General features: G+C 70.0%; 15 protein-coding genes. 10 read left to right on the top strand and 5 right to left on the bottom strand.

Going from position 1 to position 15,879, the window contains the following annotated elements:
• Positions 1–23 precede the first annotated feature (23 nt).
• Positions 24–818: an SCO2400 family protein gene (locus ACSU6M_RS10740; protein ID WP_437069063.1), complete on the bottom strand. Its 795-nt coding sequence runs from the start codon at positions 816–818 to the stop codon at positions 24–26.
• 239 nt (positions 819–1,057) lie between these two features.
• On the opposite strand from ACSU6M_RS10740, the gene ACSU6M_RS10745 reads away from it, so the two are divergent.
• From ACSU6M_RS10745 to ACSU6M_RS10780, 8 genes are all read left to right on the top strand, one after another.
• Positions 1,058–2,215, top strand: coding sequence for a mandelate racemase/muconate lactonizing enzyme family protein (locus ACSU6M_RS10745; protein WP_437069064.1), 1,158 nt, complete (start codon positions 1,058–1,060; stop codon positions 2,213–2,215).
• The gene (locus tag ACSU6M_RS10750; protein ID WP_437069066.1) at positions 2,212–3,216 is read left to right on the top strand and encodes a zinc-dependent alcohol dehydrogenase; all 1,005 of its coding nucleotides are present in this window, start codon (positions 2,212–2,214) and stop codon (positions 3,214–3,216) included. The genes ACSU6M_RS10745 and ACSU6M_RS10750 overlap by 4 nt, the downstream gene beginning before the upstream one ends.
• Positions 3,217–3,326: 110 nt before the next feature.
• Complete coding sequence (locus ACSU6M_RS10755) at positions 3,327–4,298, top strand: hypothetical protein (RefSeq protein ID WP_437069068.1); 972 nt, start codon at positions 3,327–3,329, stop codon at positions 4,296–4,298.
• A 96-nt stretch (positions 4,299–4,394) separates the two neighbouring features.
• On the top strand, positions 4,395–5,507 hold the full coding sequence (chvE, locus tag ACSU6M_RS10760; protein ID WP_437069070.1) for a multiple monosaccharide ABC transporter substrate-binding protein: 1,113 nt from the start codon (positions 4,395–4,397) through the stop codon (positions 5,505–5,507).
• Between the two features lie 32 nt (positions 5,508–5,539).
• Positions 5,540–7,090, top strand: a complete 1,551-nt coding sequence (gene mmsA, locus ACSU6M_RS10765) for a multiple monosaccharide ABC transporter ATP-binding protein (protein WP_437069072.1) — start codon at positions 5,540–5,542, stop codon at positions 7,088–7,090.
• Positions 7,087–8,331 (top strand): multiple monosaccharide ABC transporter permease, encoded by a 1,245-nt coding sequence (gene mmsB, locus ACSU6M_RS10770; protein ID WP_437069073.1) that lies wholly within the window; start codon positions 7,087–7,089, stop codon positions 8,329–8,331. Before mmsA ends, mmsB begins: the two co-directional genes overlap by 4 nt.
• A gap of 55 nt (positions 8,332–8,386) precedes the next feature.
• Positions 8,387–9,535 (top strand): aldose epimerase family protein, encoded by a 1,149-nt coding sequence (locus ACSU6M_RS10775; protein ID WP_437069075.1) that lies wholly within the window; start codon positions 8,387–8,389, stop codon positions 9,533–9,535.
• Between the two features lie 102 nt (positions 9,536–9,637).
• The gene (locus ACSU6M_RS10780) at positions 9,638–11,011 is read left to right on the top strand and encodes a pyridoxal phosphate-dependent aminotransferase (protein ID WP_437069076.1); all 1,374 of its coding nucleotides are present in this window, start codon (positions 9,638–9,640) and stop codon (positions 11,009–11,011) included.
• Between the two features lie 13 nt (positions 11,012–11,024).
• Here ACSU6M_RS10780 and ACSU6M_RS10785 read toward each other — a convergent pair whose 3' ends face one another.
• Positions 11,025–11,993: an arabinan endo-1,5-alpha-L-arabinosidase gene (locus tag ACSU6M_RS10785; RefSeq protein ID WP_437069078.1), complete on the bottom strand. Its 969-nt coding sequence runs from the start codon at positions 11,991–11,993 to the stop codon at positions 11,025–11,027.
• A 123-nt stretch (positions 11,994–12,116) separates the two neighbouring features.
• A complete protein-coding gene (locus tag ACSU6M_RS10790; RefSeq protein ID WP_437069079.1) occupies positions 12,117–12,581 on the bottom strand; it encodes an ATP-binding protein in 465 nt (154 codons plus the stop codon).
• A gap of 127 nt (positions 12,582–12,708) precedes the next feature.
• Here ACSU6M_RS10790 and ACSU6M_RS10795 point away from each other — a divergent pair, with 127 nt between their 5' ends.
• Positions 12,709–13,548: a helix-turn-helix domain-containing protein gene (locus ACSU6M_RS10795; protein WP_437069081.1), complete on the top strand. Its 840-nt coding sequence runs from the start codon at positions 12,709–12,711 to the stop codon at positions 13,546–13,548.
• Positions 13,545–13,787, top strand: coding sequence for a DUF397 domain-containing protein (locus tag ACSU6M_RS10800; protein ID WP_437069082.1), 243 nt, complete (start codon positions 13,545–13,547; stop codon positions 13,785–13,787). Before ACSU6M_RS10795 ends, ACSU6M_RS10800 begins: the two co-directional genes overlap by 4 nt.
• Positions 13,788–13,837: 50 nt before the next feature.
• On the opposite strand, the gene ACSU6M_RS10805 is transcribed toward ACSU6M_RS10800, so the two are convergent.
• Together ACSU6M_RS10805 and ACSU6M_RS10810 are read right to left on the bottom strand one after the other, a co-directional pair.
• Complete coding sequence (locus ACSU6M_RS10805; protein ID WP_437069084.1) at positions 13,838–14,281, bottom strand: ankyrin repeat domain-containing protein; 444 nt, start codon at positions 14,279–14,281, stop codon at positions 13,838–13,840.
• Positions 14,282–14,366: 85 nt separating this feature from the next.
• On the bottom strand, positions 14,367–15,872 hold the full coding sequence (locus tag ACSU6M_RS10810; RefSeq protein ID WP_437069086.1) for an alpha-N-arabinofuranosidase: 1,506 nt from the start codon (positions 15,870–15,872) through the stop codon (positions 14,367–14,369).
• Positions 15,873–15,879: the final 7 nt, after the last annotated feature.

Consider the following 15,879-nt stretch of genomic DNA (forward strand, 5'->3'; position numbering starts at 1 on the left):
CCTGTGGCGTTGTGGGGGTGGGGTCAGGTGCACCACCACAGGAAGCGGTCGCAGGTTTCTGAGGGGGTGGGGTCGGGGGGTGGTGGGGTGGAGGGGTCGGTGGGGGTGGGGGCGGGGTCGGCGGGGGCCGGGGTGTCGGCGGGGGGCTCGGTGGTGGGGGCCGGGGCCGGGGCCGTGGTGCCGGTGCGGTCGATGCGGGTGGGGGCCTGTGAGGGGGCCGATGACTCCGAGGCGGACGGAGATGCCGAGGTCGACGCCGACGGGGAGGCCGAGGACCGGGAGGCCGACGGCGATGCGCCGGGGCCGGAGGCCGAGGGGTCCGTGCGGTCGGACACCGGGTCGGCCGACGCACCCGCCGTCCTCTCGGACCTGCCGCCGTCGACGCCCGCCTCGCCCTGCCCCTCGGCCGCGGTCGGCTGCGAGGGGGAGCCGGGGGCGTCGAGGCCCAGCTCGGCGAGGCTGAGGCCGCCCGCCGCGAGGAGGAAGCCCGCCGTGACCAGCATGGTCCGGCGGCGGCGCCTGCGATGCGCGGCGGCCTTGCGGTCCCGGCGGCTCGTCCCGGCCCGGCGCGGCGCCTGACGCGGCCTCGGGGCGGGGGCCTCCTCGCCGGAGCCGCCGGCGAAGGAGTCGGCGTGGGACCCGGCGCCCCGGGTCCCGTCCCCGTCCGAAAGCGTTTCGGAGCCGCCCGGCACGCCACCCGCGTAGCCGGCCGGCTCGTCGTACGACGGCTCCAGGGGGAGCCGGTCGGCCGGCAGGCCGCATCCCGGGCACGCCAGGGCGCCGTTGAGATGCCGTCGGCAGGGGTGGCAGTAGTCCATGACGCCGGAAGACTAAGTTCCCGAACCGCCCTGTTCCTAGGCGTCCTCGTGAAGGTTCTGTGGGGAAGCGGCCCAGGCGGCGCGGCGAGTTGTGCGGCCGCGAGTTTCGAAAGTACCGAAACCGTAATCTGTGCGACCCATTGACACCCCCGCCACCCCGTCCTTACTGTCACGCCAGCATTTCGAACGAGTGACGAAATCTCGAACAGAGCAACCGACGTTCACGAGGGGCAACTGCCGTGCGCATCACCGGAATCAGCACACACGTGGTCGGGACGCCGTGGCGCAACCTGACCTACGTACAGGTGCACACCGACGAGGGCATCACCGGAGTCGGCGAGACCCGGATGCTGGGCCACACCGACGCCCTCCTCGGCTATCTGAAGGAAGCCGAGGTCAACCACATTCTGGGTTCCGACCCGTTCGCTGTCGAGGACCTGGTCAAGCGGATGAAGTACGGCGACTACGGGCGCGCCGGCGAGATCGTGATGTCCGGCATCGCGGTCGTCGAGATGGCCTGCTGGGACATCAAGGGCAAGGCCCTGGGCGTGCCGGTGTGGCAGCTGCTGGGCGGCAAGGTCACCGACAAGGTCAAGGCGTACGCCAACGGCTGGTACACGACCGAGCGCACGCCGGAGGCGTACCACAAGGCCGCCCAGGGGGTCATGGAGCGCGGGTACAAGGCGCTGAAGATCGACCCGTTCGGCACCGGGCACTTCGAGCTGGACCACCGGGAGACCCTGTACGCCGTCTCCCTCATCGAGGCCGTGCGCGACGCCATCGGCCCGGAGGCCGAGCTGATGCTGGAGATGCACGGCCGGTTCTCGCCCGCCACGGCGGTCCGGCTCGCGCGCGAACTGGCCCCCTTCAAGCCCGCGTGGCTGGAGGAGCCGTGCCCGCCGGAGAACCTCAAGGCGCTGGAGAAGGTGGCCGCGAAGGTCGACGTCCCGGTCGCGACCGGTGAGCGGATCCACGACCGGATCGAGTTCCGCGAGCTGTTCGAGAACCAGGCCGTGGACATCATCCAGCCCGACGTCGGCCACATCGGCGGCATCTGGGAGACCCGCAAGCTGGCCGCCACCGCCGAGACCCACTACATGCTGGTGGCCCCGCACAACGTGGGCGGCTCCGTGCTCACCGCCGCCTCCCTCCAGGTCGGCTTCACCTCGCCGAACTTCAAGATCCTGGAGCACTTCAACGACTTCGCGGACGCGGAGATCAAGAAGGTCGTCAAGGGCGCCCCCCAGGTCGTCGACGGGTACTTCCACCTCTCCGACGCGCCCGGTCTCGGTGTCGAGCTCGACGTGGACGCGGCGGCCGAGTTCCCGCAGCAGCAGGCCCGCTTCGACCTGTGGGCCGAGGGCTGGGAGCAGCGCAGGCCGAAGGGGACGAAGTGAGCTCCCAGGTCCTGGTAGAGGGCCCCGGCGAGCACCGGCTCGTCGCGCACGTGCCGCGCGAGCCCGGCGCCGGTGAGGCGCGGGTCCGGATCCACGCGGCCGGGATCTGCGGCAGCGACCGCGAGGTGTACCAGGGCAACCGGCCCGAGGGGTACGTGCGTTACCCGCTGACGCCCGGTCATGAGTGGTCCGGGACGGTGGAGGCGGTGGGCGCCGGGGTGCCCGAGGGTCTGGTCGGCCGCAAGGTGGTCGGCGAGGGCTTCCGCAACTGCCAGGTGTGCGACCGCTGCCACGCGGGCGAGACCACGCTGTGCACGGCCGGGTACGAGGAGACCGGGTTCACCCAGCCGGGCGCGATGGCCCCGACGCTGACCCTGCCCGCCCGGCTGCTGCATGTGCTGCCGGACGACGCGGACCTGACGGCGGCCGCCCTGCTGGAGCCGGCCGCCTGTATCGCGGCGGCGGCGCTCAAGGCGAACGCCCGGCCCGGTGAGCGGGTCGCGGTCGTCGGCACGGGCACGCTCGGCATGTTCGCGGTGCAGTTCCTGCGGGCCGCGTCCCCGGCCGAGCTGCTGGTGGTGGGCACGCGCTCCGACCGGGAGGCGCTGGCGCGACAGTTCGGCGCGACCGACTTCCGCACCAAGGACCAGGACCTGCCCGCCGACTTCGACGTCGTCGTCGAGACCGCCGGGTCCGCCGACGCGGCCCGCGTCTCCGCCGCGCTGCTGCGGCGCGGGGGCCGGCTGGTGCTGACCGGCATCCCGGCGCCGGGCGCGGACGGGCTCGACCCGACCGATCTGGTCGTACGGCAGCTGGAGGTGCACACCGTGTTCGGCGCGCCGCCGGACGCCTGGGCGCACACCGTGCGGGTCTTCGGCGCCGGTCTGCTGGACCCGGTGCCGCTGGTGACGCACGAGCTGCCGCTCGACGGGTTCGCCGAGGCCATCGAGCTGGTCGGCTCCGGCGATCCCAAGGTGGGCAAGGTGCTCCTGCGTCCCTAGGCGTACGCCGGTACGGGGTCACCTGACGAGCCCCGTACCGGCGTACCACCCCCTTTTTTTCACCGCGAGCCGCGAACTACGTCCGATATATCGAACACAAAGGACAGCTTGTGACCACCGACGCTTCCGCCACGGCAGCCCGGCGACCCGGCGAGCAGGCGCTCGCCGCGCTCGGCCTGGACGCGCCCGCCGCCGACCCCGCCGACACCTCGCCGCACACCTTCCCCGGCGGCGGCCGCTGGCGCACCGAGATCCCCTCCTGCGAGGGCCCCGAGGCGCTGGCCGTCGTCCTGAAGGAGGCATCGCGCCTGGACGTGCCGATCCACCGGATCAGCCAGGGCAGCGGCGTGTGGATGCTCACCGACGCCGAGATCACCGAGATGGTGGAGGCGACCGCCGAGCGCGACATCGAGCTCTGCCTGTTCACCGGCCCGCGCGGCACCTGGGACATCGGCGGCTCGGTGCGCACCGACTCGCGGGGGGCCGGACTGCGCGCACGGGGCCACGACGCGGTCGCCGGGTGCGTCGAGGACGCCGTACGCGCCACCGAGCTCGGCGTGAAGTGCCTGCTGGTGGCGGACGAGGGCGTGCTGTGGACGCTGCACCGGGCACGCGAGGCCGGGATCATCCCCGGCGACACCACGCTGAAGGTCTCGGCGCTGATCGGCCCGGTCAACCCGGCCGCGTACGCCGTCTACGAGCGGCTCGGCGCCGACTCGATCAATGTGCCCAGCGATCTCACACTGGATCACCTCACCGAGATCCGCCGGGTGTCGGGCGCGCCGATGGACATGTACATCGAGGCGCCGGACGACCTCGGCGGCTACGTCCGGATGTACGAGGTGGCCGAGCTGATCCGGCGCGGTGCCCCGCTGTACCTGAAGTTCGGCCTGTCCAAGGCGCCCGGCATCTACCCCTACGGCCACCACCTGCGGGAGCTGACCCTCTCCACCGCCAAGGAGCGGGTGCGGCGCGGCCGGCTCGCCCTGGACCTGCTCGCCCGGCACGGCGCGGACGGCGACATGGCGCCGCTCGGCTCCCGGCTGCCGGGAACGCTGCGCCGCTTCGACACGCCCTCATAACGTTCCGGCGAACACCTCTTCACATAAGAAGACGCAGCCCCACAGAATCCCACACACCCGCTCATCGAGCCCAGCCCCACATCAAGGATGATGATCATGCGCACTCGCAGAGCCGCACTCGCCGCCATAGCCACCGCCGCCTCCCTCGCCCTCACCCTCAGCGCCTGCGGCCAGGACTCCGAGGGCGGCAGCGAGGAGGGCAAGGGCAGCACCGAGGGCGCCACCATCGGTATCGCGATGCCCACCAAGTCCTCCGAGCGCTGGATCGCCGACGGCAAGAACGTCGTGGCGAACCTGGAGTCCAAGGGCTACAAGACCCGGCTGGTCTACGGCGAGGACGACCCCGACCAGCAGGTCTCGCAGATCGAGAACCTCATCACCCAGGGCGTCAAGGCGCTGATCGTCGCCGCCATCGACAACAAGTCGATGAACAACGTCCTCCAGCAGGCCGAGGACGCCGGCATCCCGGTCATCTCCTACGACCGCCTGATCCTCGGCACCGAGAACGTCGACTACTACGCCTCCTTCGACAACGAGAAGGTCGGCGAGCTCCAGGGCACCTACATCGTCGAGAAGCTGGGCCTGAAGGACGGCTCCAAGAAGGGCCCGTTCAACATCGAGCTGTTCGCCGGCTCCAACGACGACAACAACACCCGCTACTTCTTCCAGGGCGCGATGAAGATCCTTCAGCCCTACATCGACAAGAAGCAGCTCGTCGTCCGCTCCGGCCAGACCAAGCTCACCCAGGTCACCACCCTGCGCTGGGACGGCGGCACCGCCCAGAAGCGCATGGACGACATCCTCACCTCGTCCTACAAGAGCGAGCGCGTCGACGCGGTCCTCTCCCCCTACGACGGCATCTCCATCGGCATCCTGTCCGCGCTGCGCTCGGACGACTACGGCTCCAAGAGCAAGCCGTGGCCGATCGTCACCGGGCAGGACGCCGAGGTCGCCTCGGTGAAGTCGATCATCGCCGGCCAGCAGGCGATGACCGTGTACAAGGACACCCGCGAACTCGCCAAGGTGGCCTCGAACATGGTCGACGCGGCCCTCAAGGGCGAGAAGCCCGAGGTCAACGACACCAAGACCTACGACAACGGCGCCAAGGTCGTCCCCGCCTACCTCCTGGAGCCGGTGAGCGTCGACAAGGCCAACTACAAGGCCACCGTCGTGGACTCCGGCTACATCAAGGAAAGCGACCTCGGCTGACGTCCGCCCCTCAAGGATTGGAAGGCACGACCATGGCGGGACCCGTCCTGGAAATGCGCTCGATCGTCAAGACCTTTCCCGGCGTCAAGGCGCTGTCGGACGTCACCCTGACCGTCCGCCGGGGCGAGGTCCACGCCATCTGCGGGGAGAACGGCGCCGGCAAGTCGACCCTGATGAAGGTCCTCTCCGGCGTCCACCCGCACGGCACCTACGAGGGGGACATCCTCTTCGAGGGGGAGGTCTGCTCCTTCAAGGACATCCGGGCGAGCGAGCAGCACGGCATCGTCATCATCCACCAGGAACTGGCGCTGGTGCCGTATCTGTCCATCGCCGAGAACATCTTCCTCGGCAACGAGCACGCCACCCGCGGCTTCATCGACTGGAACGAGACGCTGCGGCACGCCACCCAACTGCTGCGCCGCGTCGGCCTCGACGAGCACCCGGAGACCCGCGTCGCCGACATCGGGGTCGGCAAGCAGCAACTGGTGGAGATCGCCAAGGCCCTGTCCAAGCAGGTGAAGCTGCTGATCCTGGACGAGCCGACGGCCGCCCTGAACGACGAGGACAGCGGCAAGCTGCTCGACCTGATCCTGGACCTCAAGGACCAGGGCATCACGTCGATCATCATCAGCCACAAGCTCAACGAGATCCGCCGGGTCGCCGACTCGGTGACGATCATCCGCGACGGCCGGACCATCGAGACCCTCGATGTGAAGGCCGAGGAGACCACCGAGGACCGGATCATCAGCGGCATGGTCGGCCGCGACCTGGAGAACCGCTTCCCCGAGCGCACCCCGCACCGCCCCGAGGAGGGCGCGGCCCCGGCGCTGGAGATCCGCGGCTGGACCGTGCACCACCCCATCGACCAGCAGCGCAAGGTCGTCGACGACGTCTCCCTCCAGGTGCGGCGCGGCGAGATCGTGGGCATCGCGGGCCTGATGGGTGCCGGCCGCACCGAACTCGCGATGAGTGTCTTCGGGCGCACCTACGGCAGATACGCGGGCGGCACGGTCCTGAAGGACGGCCGGGAGATCCGTACCAGGACCGTCCCGGAGGCGGTCGCGCACGGCATCGCGTACGTCACCGAGGACCGCAAGCACTACGGCCTGAACCTCATCGACACCATCAACCGCAACATCTCGCTCAGCGCGCTGGGCAAGGTCGCCAGGCGGGGCGTGGTGGACGAGCACGAGGAGCGGCAGGTCGCCGAGGGCTTCCGCAGGTCCATGAACATCAAGGCGCCGACCGTCTTCGAACCGGTCGGCAAGCTGTCCGGCGGCAACCAGCAGAAGGTCGTCCTCAGCAAGTGGATCTTCGCCGGTCCCGATGTGCTGATCCTGGACGAGCCCACGCGCGGGATCGACGTCGGCGCCAAGTACGAGATCTACACGGTCATCGACGAGCTGGCCGCCCAGGGCAAGGCGGTCGTCTTCATCTCCTCCGAACTGCCGGAGCTGCTCGGGATGTGCGACCGCATCTACACGATGGCCGCCGGCCGCCTGACCGGTGAGTTCTCGCGGGCCGAGGCATCGCAGGAGTCGCTGATGCGCCAGATGACGAAGGACAAAGAGGTAACGCGATGAGCACGGAAGTGACCGCCAAGAGCCCGGCCCCCGCGCCGCCGGGCGGGAGCGGGGCCGCCGGGGGCGACGGCCTGCTCCAGTTGCTGCTCGACGGCATGCGCCGCAACATGCGGCAGTACGGCATGCTGATCGCCCTCGGCCTGATCGTGGCGCTGTTCGCGGTGTGGACCGACGGCGACCTGCTGCTGCCGCGCAACGTCTCCAACCTGGTGCTGCAGAACAGCTACATCCTGATCCTCGCGATCGGCATGATGCTCGTCATCATCGCGGGCCACATCGACCTGTCGGTCGGCTCGCTGACGGCGTTCATCGGCTCGATGGCCGCGGTGTTCATGGTGAAGAACGACCTGCCCTGGCCGGTCGCCGTCGTCCTCTGCCTGCTGATGGGCGCGGTCGCGGGCGCGGCACAAGGGTTCTTCATCGCCTACGGCGGCATACCGTCGTTCATCGTGACGCTGGCCGGCATGCTCATCTTCCGCGGCCTCACCGAGATCTTCCTGGAGGGCCAGACCCTCGGCCCGTTCCCGGAGGGGCTGCAGAAGGTCTCCAACGGCTTCCTGCCGGAGGTCGGACCGGACACGAACTACCACAACATCACTCTGCTGCTGGGCTTCGCGCTCATCGCGTTCGTGGTGTTCCAGGAGGTCCGCGACCGGCGCCGGCAGCAGGAGTTCGCGCTGGACGTCCTCCCGCGCAACCTCTTCCTGCTGAAGCTGGTGGCGCTGAGCGCGGCGGTCCTCGTCGTCACGCTCCTCCTCGCCAGCTACAAGGGCGCCCCGATCGTCCTGCTCATCCTCGGCGTGCTGCTGGTCGGCTTCGGCTATGTCATGCGCAACGCCATCATCGGCCGCCACATCTACGCCATCGGCGGCAACCTGCCCGCGGCCAAGCTGTCGGGTGTGAAGGACAAGAAGGTCACCTTCCTGGTCTTCCTGAACATGGGCATGCTCGCGGCCCTGGCGGGTCTGGTGTTCGCCGCCCGCTTCAACGCGGCCTCGCCCAAGGCGGGCCTGAACTTCGAGCTGGAGGCGATCGCCGCGTCCTTCATCGGCGGCGCGTCGATGAGCGGCGGCGTCGGTACGGTCCTCGGCGCGATCATCGGCGGTCTCGTCCTGGGCGTGCTGAACAACGGCATGAACCTCGTCGGCATCGGCACCGACTGGCAGCAGGTCATCAAGGGCCTGGTGCTGCTGGCCGCGGTCGGGTTCGACGTGTGGAACAAGCGCAAGGTCGGTTCGTAGGTCGGTGGGGCCCCGCTCCAGGAGCGGGGCCCCCTTTCTTTTGATGGAGCCGCACATGGAACTGAGCAGACGTACCGTCATCGCCGGCGCCGCAGCCGCCGGTCTCACCGCCGCCACCGCGGGCGGCACCGCGCACGCCACAGGAGGCAGGAAGCCGGTGAAGGAACTCTTCGGCACGCTCGCCGACGGGACGAAGGTGCATCGCTGGTCGCTGGAGAACGGCGGCACCCGTCTGAAGGTCCTCTCCTACGGCGGGATCGTGCAGTCCCTGGAGATACCGGACCGCAAGGGGCGCTACGCCAATGTCTCCCTCGGGTTCGACAACCTCGAGGACTACGTCTCCTCCAGCCCCTTCTTCGGCGCCCTGATCGGGCGGTACGGCAACCGGATCGGCAAGGGCCGCTTCACCCTGGAGGGGAAGACGTACCAGCTGTCCGTGAACGACGGGGAGAACAGCCTGCACGGCGGGGAGCAGGGGTTCGACAAGCGGGTGTGGGACGTCGAGCCGTTCACCAAGGGCGCGGACGTCGGGCTGTGTCTGCGCTACACCAGCGCCGACGGGGAGATGGGCTACCCCGGCACCCTCAGGACCAAGGTGACGTACACGCTCACCCGCTCCGGCGACTGGCGCATCGACTACGAGGCGACCACGGACCGCACGACCGTCTGCAACCTCACCAGCCACGTCTACTACAACCTGGCGGGCGAGAACAGCGGCACGATCTACGACCACGAGCTGAAGATCGCCGCCTCCCGCTACACCCCCGTCGACTCCGGTCTGATCCCCACCGGCGAGCTCGCGAAGGTCGCCGGCACCCCCTTCGACTTCCGCCGGACCAAGACGGTCGGCGAGGACATCCGCGTCCCCCACCAGCAGCTGCTGTACGGCAAGGGCCTGGACCACAACTGGGTGCTGGACAAGGGCGGCACGGCGCGCCCCGAGTGGGCGGCGACCCTGCGCGACCCGGCCTCCGGGCGCACGATGAGGATCGCCACCACCGAGCCCGGACTGCAGTTCTACTCCGGCAACTTCCTGGACGGCACCCTCGTCGGCACCGGCGGCACGGTCTACCGCCAGGGCGACGGACTGTGCCTGGAGACGCAGCACTTCCCCGACTCGCCCAACCAGCCGTCGTTCCCGTCGACCGTGCTGCGTCCGCGGCAGGTGTACCGCTCGACCACCGTCCACGCCTTCAGCGCCTGAACACACCGTTCCTTCACCTGAGTTGAACACGGGTTCGCCCGCCTCCGTACTCAAGGGCGGCCCGCGCTCCCCCGCGCGGGCCACCCAGAGACGGAGGTTCCCTTGACCGGCAACGTCACCTCGCTGTTCCGCGGCACCTCGGCGCACAGCCCGTCGATGGCGGCGCTGGCGCGGGAGGGCGGCGACGGGGCCGGCCCGGTGGACTTCTGCATCCCGTGCAACCCCTACTTCCCCACCCCGGCGATGTTCGAGGAGATGGCGGCCCGGCTGCGGGAGATCGTCACCTACTACCCGAGCGGTGCCGACACCATCACCGCGGAGCTGTGCGCCCTGCTCGGTCTTCCGCCGCAGTGCGTGGCGATGGGCAACGGCTCCACGGAGCTGATCACCTGGATCGACCACCTCCTGGTCCGTGAGTCCCTGGCCGTGCCCGTGCCCACCTTCGGCCGCTGGACCGACCAGCCGATGGAGACCGGCAAGCGGGTCGACATGTTCCCGCTCCAGGAGGCCGGCGGCTTCGCCCTGGACCTGGCCCGCTACGCCGAGTTCGTCCGCGCCCGCGGCACCCGGGTGGCGGTCGTCTGCAACCCCAACAACCCCGACGGCGGCTATCTGCACAAACACGCCCTCCTGCGGTTCCTGGACGCGATGACCGACCTGGACCTGGTGGTCGTGGACGAGTCGTTCCTGGAGTTCGCCGACGCCGAGGCCGACCCCTCCGTCGCCCAGGAGGCGATGCTGCGCCCCAATGTCATCGTGCTGCGCAGCCTCGGCAAGAACTTCGGTCTGCACGGCATCCGGTTCGGCTATCTCGTGGCCAACCCCGCCCTGGCCGGGCGGATCCGCTCGGCCCTGCCCAGGTGGAACCTCAACTCCTTCGCCGAGCACGTGGTGTTCATGCTGCGGGAGCACGGCCCGGAGTACGCGCGCAGCCTCCAGCAGGTGCGCCAGGACCGCCTGGAGATGACCAGCGCCCTCTCCGCCCTGCCCGGCCTGACGGTCTACCCCTCGCAGGGCAACTTCCTCTTCGTGCGCCTCCCGGTGGGCGCCGAGGGCACCGTGGTCCGCGACCGGCTGCTCACCGAGCACCGGCTCCTGGTCCGCGAGTGCGGCAACAAGATCGGTTCCTCCAGCCGCTTCCTGCGGCTCGTGGTGCGCCCCCAGGTCGACGTGCGTCGCCTGGTGTCCGGCCTGGAACAGGTGCTCTACGGGACCAGGAGGGGAGCGGCCGCCGTGCCCGAGCTGAACCCCGCAGCCGGTTACAGCTCGGGTACGGCGGCCGTGGACCGGCTCGTCAGCGGGACCAACGGCACGGGCGTGTCGATGCCGCTGCCCGCGGCGGCGGCCGGGCCGACGCCCGCCGGGGTACCGGCCCAGGGCGGCCTGACCGCCGCACAGGTGCGCGGCACCGACGGCCTGACCCCGGCCCCGGCCTCGGGCCGGCCGCCCGTCACCGGCTGGCCGACGGCGGGCTGAGCACCGGGCCGGTTCAGTAGGCGACGGGCCAGCCGCTGCTCCAGTTCAGGAGGTTGATGCCGAGCTTGGGGGTGCCGTTGTCGTTGCCGTCGTAGTAGTGGTAGACGATCAGGTCCCCGTCGACGTCGTTCATGATCGACTGCCCGCCGGGGCCGATGACGCTGCCGTGCGACTCCAGGACGGGCGTCCCGCCGTTGTTCATGAGGGAGACGCCGTTCTTGTCGCGGTACGGCCCGGTGACGCTGGTGGCCCGGCCGACCTTGACCTTGTACGTGGACCCGGTGCCCGCGCAGCAGGTGTCGTACGAGGCGAAGAGGTAGTAGTAGCCGTTTCTCCTGACGATGAACGGCGCCTCGACGGCCTTCGTCCCGGTGGGCCGGGAGGCGAGGGAGTAGCGGGTGGTGTTGCTGGAGAGCTGCTTCCCGGTACCGGGATCGATCTGGATCATCTTGATGCCGGTCCACCAACTCCCGAAGGACAGCCACCACTTGCCGTCGCTGTCGACGAAGAGGTTGGGATCGATGGCGTTGTAGTCGCTGGACGTGGTGGAGGTGTGGACGATCCCGTAGTCCTGCCAGCTGCCCGGCAGCCCGGTGCTCGAACCCGCCAGCCCGATCGCCGACCTGTTCGAGCCGAAGGACGAGACGGAGTAGTACATCAGGTACTTGCCGCCCTGGTACGAGATGTCCGGCGCCCATGCCTCGGGCACGGAGGAGTACGACGACCACCAAGCCGGCCGCGTGGCGAACGCGTCGGCCCCGGCCCGGAAGGCCGTCCGGTCGGTGGAGGTCTTGTGGGCGATGCCGCCGCCGGTGGCGTACAGCAGGTACTGCCCCGACGAGGTGCGGATCATCGTCGGGTCGTGGACGACGGTGGACCCGGTGACACGGCCCGGGTTCGGGTACGCCGACGCCGTGGAGGGGACCAGGGCGAGGAGGACGGCGGCGGGGAGGGCGAGGAGGGTGGCGCGGGTGCGGCTCATGGGGGGATGCTCCCGTTCTGTCTTCGAGTACGCCGTTCGAGACTCCGAACAGCGATCGCCACTGCGAACGGGAACGTAGAGTCGAACGGTTTTGCCGTCAACGGTTCCCGCACGATCCGCCCGTCACGCGCGGAACAGACGCAGCCATCCCGGCAGATCGACCTCCGCCCGCACGGTCTTGCCCGGCGCGCGGTCCAGCACCTCCCAGCGGTCGGCCAGCGCCTCGACGAGCACGAGACCGCGCCCTGACTCGGCGAGGGGATGCGGGGCTCGCACATCACCGGGGCCGGGCGGACAGGGCCCGGTGCGGGTGTCGGTGACCTCGACGCGGACGCTTCCCGGCACGAGCGCGAGCCTCAGCTCGAAGTCACGGCCCGGCACGCGGCCGTGCGTCGCCGCGTTGGCGGCCAGCTCGGCGACGACGGTCGCGACGGCGTCCGACACGTCGGTGCCGTACGGGATACCCCAGGCGGCGAGTTGACTCACGGTGAGGTGCCGGGCCAGGCGAGCGCCGCGCGGGGTGGGGCTCAGGCGCTGGGTGAACGTACGTACGGTGATCGGGCCGTGGGGGGTGGAGGGGGCGGTCATGGGGCCAATGTGACGGCGGAAGAGGGCTGTTCACCAGGTGGGGGCCACGTACGCTGACGCAGCGTACGCGCTCACCGTCTGGACAGTACTGGTGACTGCCCGTGACCATATGCGCGGGAGGTGACCGATGGTGGTCGAGGGTGCGGTGGGGACGGGCGGCGAGCCCGAGTCGTCGGACAGCATGCGGACGTTCGGGGCGATGGTCCAGGCCCTGCGGGAGCATGCGGGGTTGAGCCGGGAGGAGCTGGGCGAACGGGTCGGCTACTCCAAACACACGGTGGCGTCCGTGGAGTTGGGCCGCCGGATGCCGGATGCGGCGTTCGTGGAGGGCACGGAGGAGGCAACCGGGAACACCGGGGCGGTACGGAGGGCGGCGACGCATCTGGCCCGGCAGCCAGGGTTGGCGGCGTGGTTCCGGCAGTGGGCTCGGATGGAGCAGGTGGCGAACGCGCTGTACACCTATGAGTGCCGGTTGATTCCAGGGTTGTTGCAGACGGAGGCGTACGCGCGGACGCTGTTCACGAACCAGTTGCCGCCACTGAGCGACGAGCAGATCGAGGCGCAGTGGATGGCGCGGGCGGAACGGCAGCGGCTACTGCGGGAGCGGCCGAACACAGCGTTCGCATTCATCCTGGAGGAACACCTCTTCCGGCGGCGCACGGGCGGGCTGGAGGTCACGCGGGAACTCATCGGCCATGTGCTGGAGATCGCCGAACTGCGCAACGTGGAGATCCAGATCATGCCGACGGAGCAGGACACCCACGCGGGGCTGGACGGTCCCGTGCGACTGCTGGAGACTCCGGAGAACCAGTGGTTCGCCTACTGCGAGGGGCAGGAAAGCGGCCAGTTCATCGCTGACCCAAAGGTGGTCAGCATGCTCCAGATGCGGTATGCCAGGATGCGCTCACAGGCTCTCACTCTCAAGGACTCCCTGAGCCTGTTGCAGCGGATGCGAGGAGAGCTATGAGCACCAGCGACCTGGCCTGGTTCAAGAGCAGCTACAGCGGCGGTTCCGGCGATGACTGTGTGGAGGTCGCTTTCTCCTGGCGCAAGTCCAGCTACAGCAGCAGCGCTTCCGGCGACTGCGTGGAGGTCGCCCTCACCCCCGCCACCATCCACGTACGCGACTCCAAGAACACGACAGGCCCCCGCCTCGCCCTCTCCCCCGCCGCCTGGGGCGACTTCCTCACGTACGCCGCCAAGTGACCGTCGGGGCCGCCCGCTTCTCTGCCAGTGTCGTGCTTCCACAGCTCGCCTCAAGGGCGCTCCGGCTTCGCCTCCACGTCGTCCCGGGCGCCCGCGGCCCGCAGGACGTCGGCGGTCTCCTGGTGCGGGCCGTTGAGGGCCCATGCCAGGGGGCTCAGGCCGGTTCCCCCGTCCTCGCGGAGGTTGGGGTCCGCGCCGTGGGCGAGGAGTTCGCGGACCGTTTCGGTGTGGCCCCAGCAGGCGGCACCGCACAGGGGGGTGCCCTCGGATCCGGTGCCGCTCTCGGTGTCGGGGTTCGCGCCCGCCGTCAGCAGGGTGCGGACGGTGGCGGTGTCACCATGCACGGATGCGGCGTAGAGCGGCGTCGTTCCCTCCGTGTTCGGGGCCTGCGGGTCGGCTCCCGCCCGCAGAAGCGCCTTCACCTCCGCCTGCTCACCGAGGATCGCTGCCATGACCAGGCGGCTGGTCAGCTTCTTCTGGCGTCGTCTGTTCATCGCGGTCAGCGTAGACGGGACCCGGGGGTCGGTGCGGCGTCGCCCTCGCCGCACCGCCCCCCGGTCCCGTGGGGACGGTCCCCGGCTACGCCAGCCGGATCATGTTCCAGGACAGCGGCTCCAGTACGGCGGTGAGGCGGCCGTCCCGGAGGGCGGTGCCCTCGGTCCGGTGAGGGGTGACCCGCTCGGGGTCGTCCAGGGTGTTGCGGGCGTCGGGGTCGGCGTCGGCGAGGGTGCTGTGCTCGACGACCTCCGAGACGCCCAGGGCGCCCAGGGTGACCTCCAGCGGCAGGGAGTCCGTGCGGCTGCGGTTGACCGCGAAGACGGTCACCGTGCCGTCCTCGGCGCGCACGGCGGTGGCGTGCAGCAGGTCGGCCTCGCCGTACTTCTTCGTCTCGTACGTCGGGGAGTCGACACGGACGTCCAGGACCTCGCCGCGGCCGTACCTGGATGCCTGGGCGAAGGGGAAGAAGGTCGTCTGCCGCCATGCCGGGCCGCCGGGCTCGGTCATGATCGGGGCGATGACGTTGACGAGCTGGGCGAGGCAGGCGACCGTCACGCGGTCGGCGTGCCGGAGCAGGGCGATGAGGAGCGAGCCGAAGACCACGGCGTCGGTGACGCTGTAGCTGTCCTCCAGCAGCCGCGGGGCCTCGGGCCAGTCGAGGGCGCTGACCTCGGCCTCGGTACGGGAGAGGTACCAGACGTTCCACTCGTCGAAGGAGAGGTTGATCTTCTTCTTCGACTTCAGGCGGGCGCCGATGTGGTCGCAGGTGGCGACGACGTTCTCGATGAACGACTCCATGTCCACGGCCGAGGCCAGGAAGGAGTCGACGTCACCGTCCAGCGGCTCGTAGTAGGCGTGCAGGGAGATGTAGTCGACCAGGTCGTACGTCTCCTTCAGGACTGTCGCCTCCCAGGCGGCGAAGGTGGGCATGGACTGGCCCGAGCTGCCGCAGGCGACCAGCTCCACGGACGGGTCGATCTGGCGCATGGCCCTCGCCGTCTCGGCGGCGATACGGCCGTACTCCTCCGCCGTCTTGTGGCCGGTCTGCCAGGGGCCGTCCATCTCGTTGCCGAGGCACCACAGCTTGATGCCGAAGGGGTCCTTGTCGCCGTGGCTCCGGCGCAGCTCGGACAGTGCCGTGCCCGAGGGGTGGTTGGCGTACTCCTGGAGTTCTATCGCCTCGGCCACGCCCCGCGTGCCGAGGTTCAGGGCCATCATGGGCTCGGCCTGGGGGCCGACCTTCTTCAGGAACGCGATGAACTCCGACAGGCCGAAGCGGTTGGTCTCCGTCGTGCGCCAGGCGAGGTCGAGGCGGCGGGGCCGCTCGTCCACGGGGCCGACCGAGTCCTCCCACTTGTAGCCGGAGACGAAGTTGCCTCCCGGGTAGCGGATGGCCGTGACGCCCAGTTCGCGGACGAGGTCCAGGACGTCCTGGCGGAGGCCCTCGGCGTCGGCCGTGGGGTGGTCGGGTTCGAAGATGCCGGTGTAGACGCAGCGGCCGAGGTGTTCCACGAAGGAGCCGAAGAGGCGGGGGTTGACCTCGGCGACGGTGAAGGCGGGGTCGAGGGTGAAGCGGGCGGTGCGCATGGGGTCC

Origin of the sequence: Streptomyces sp. enrichment culture (genome assembly GCF_964272895.1) — a bacterium.
Taxonomy (GTDB): domain Bacteria; phylum Actinomycetota; class Actinomycetes; order Streptomycetales; family Streptomycetaceae; genus Streptomyces.

Bases quoted from the DNA above. Each gene is read 5' to 3' on its own strand.
- chvE (WP_437069070.1), top strand. From the start codon at position 4,395: ATGCGCACTCGCAGAGCCGCACTCGCCGCCATAGCCACCGCCGCCTCC.
- ACSU6M_RS10795 (WP_437069081.1), top strand. From the start codon at position 12,709: ATGGTGGTCGAGGGTGCGGTGGGGACGGGCGGCGAGCCCGAGTCGTCG.
- ACSU6M_RS10740 (WP_437069063.1), bottom strand. From the start codon at position 818: ATGGACTACTGCCACCCCTGCCGACGGCATCTCAACGGCGCCCTGGCG.
- ACSU6M_RS10790 (WP_437069079.1), bottom strand. From the start codon at position 12,581: ATGACCGCCCCCTCCACCCCCCACGGCCCGATCACCGTACGTACGTTC.
- mmsA (WP_437069072.1), top strand. From the start codon at position 5,540: ATGGCGGGACCCGTCCTGGAAATGCGCTCGATCGTCAAGACCTTTCCC.
- ACSU6M_RS10810 (WP_437069086.1), bottom strand. From the start codon at position 15,872: ATGCGCACCGCCCGCTTCACCCTCGACCCCGCCTTCACCGTCGCCGAG.
- ACSU6M_RS10800 (WP_437069082.1), top strand. From the start codon at position 13,545: ATGAGCACCAGCGACCTGGCCTGGTTCAAGAGCAGCTACAGCGGCGGT.
- ACSU6M_RS10805 (WP_437069084.1), bottom strand. From the start codon at position 14,281: ATGAACAGACGACGCCAGAAGAAGCTGACCAGCCGCCTGGTCATGGCA.
- mmsB (WP_437069073.1), top strand. From the start codon at position 7,087: ATGAGCACGGAAGTGACCGCCAAGAGCCCGGCCCCCGCGCCGCCGGGC.
- ACSU6M_RS10785 (WP_437069078.1), bottom strand. From the start codon at position 11,993: ATGAGCCGCACCCGCGCCACCCTCCTCGCCCTCCCCGCCGCCGTCCTC.
- ACSU6M_RS10775 (WP_437069075.1), top strand. From the start codon at position 8,387: ATGGAACTGAGCAGACGTACCGTCATCGCCGGCGCCGCAGCCGCCGGT.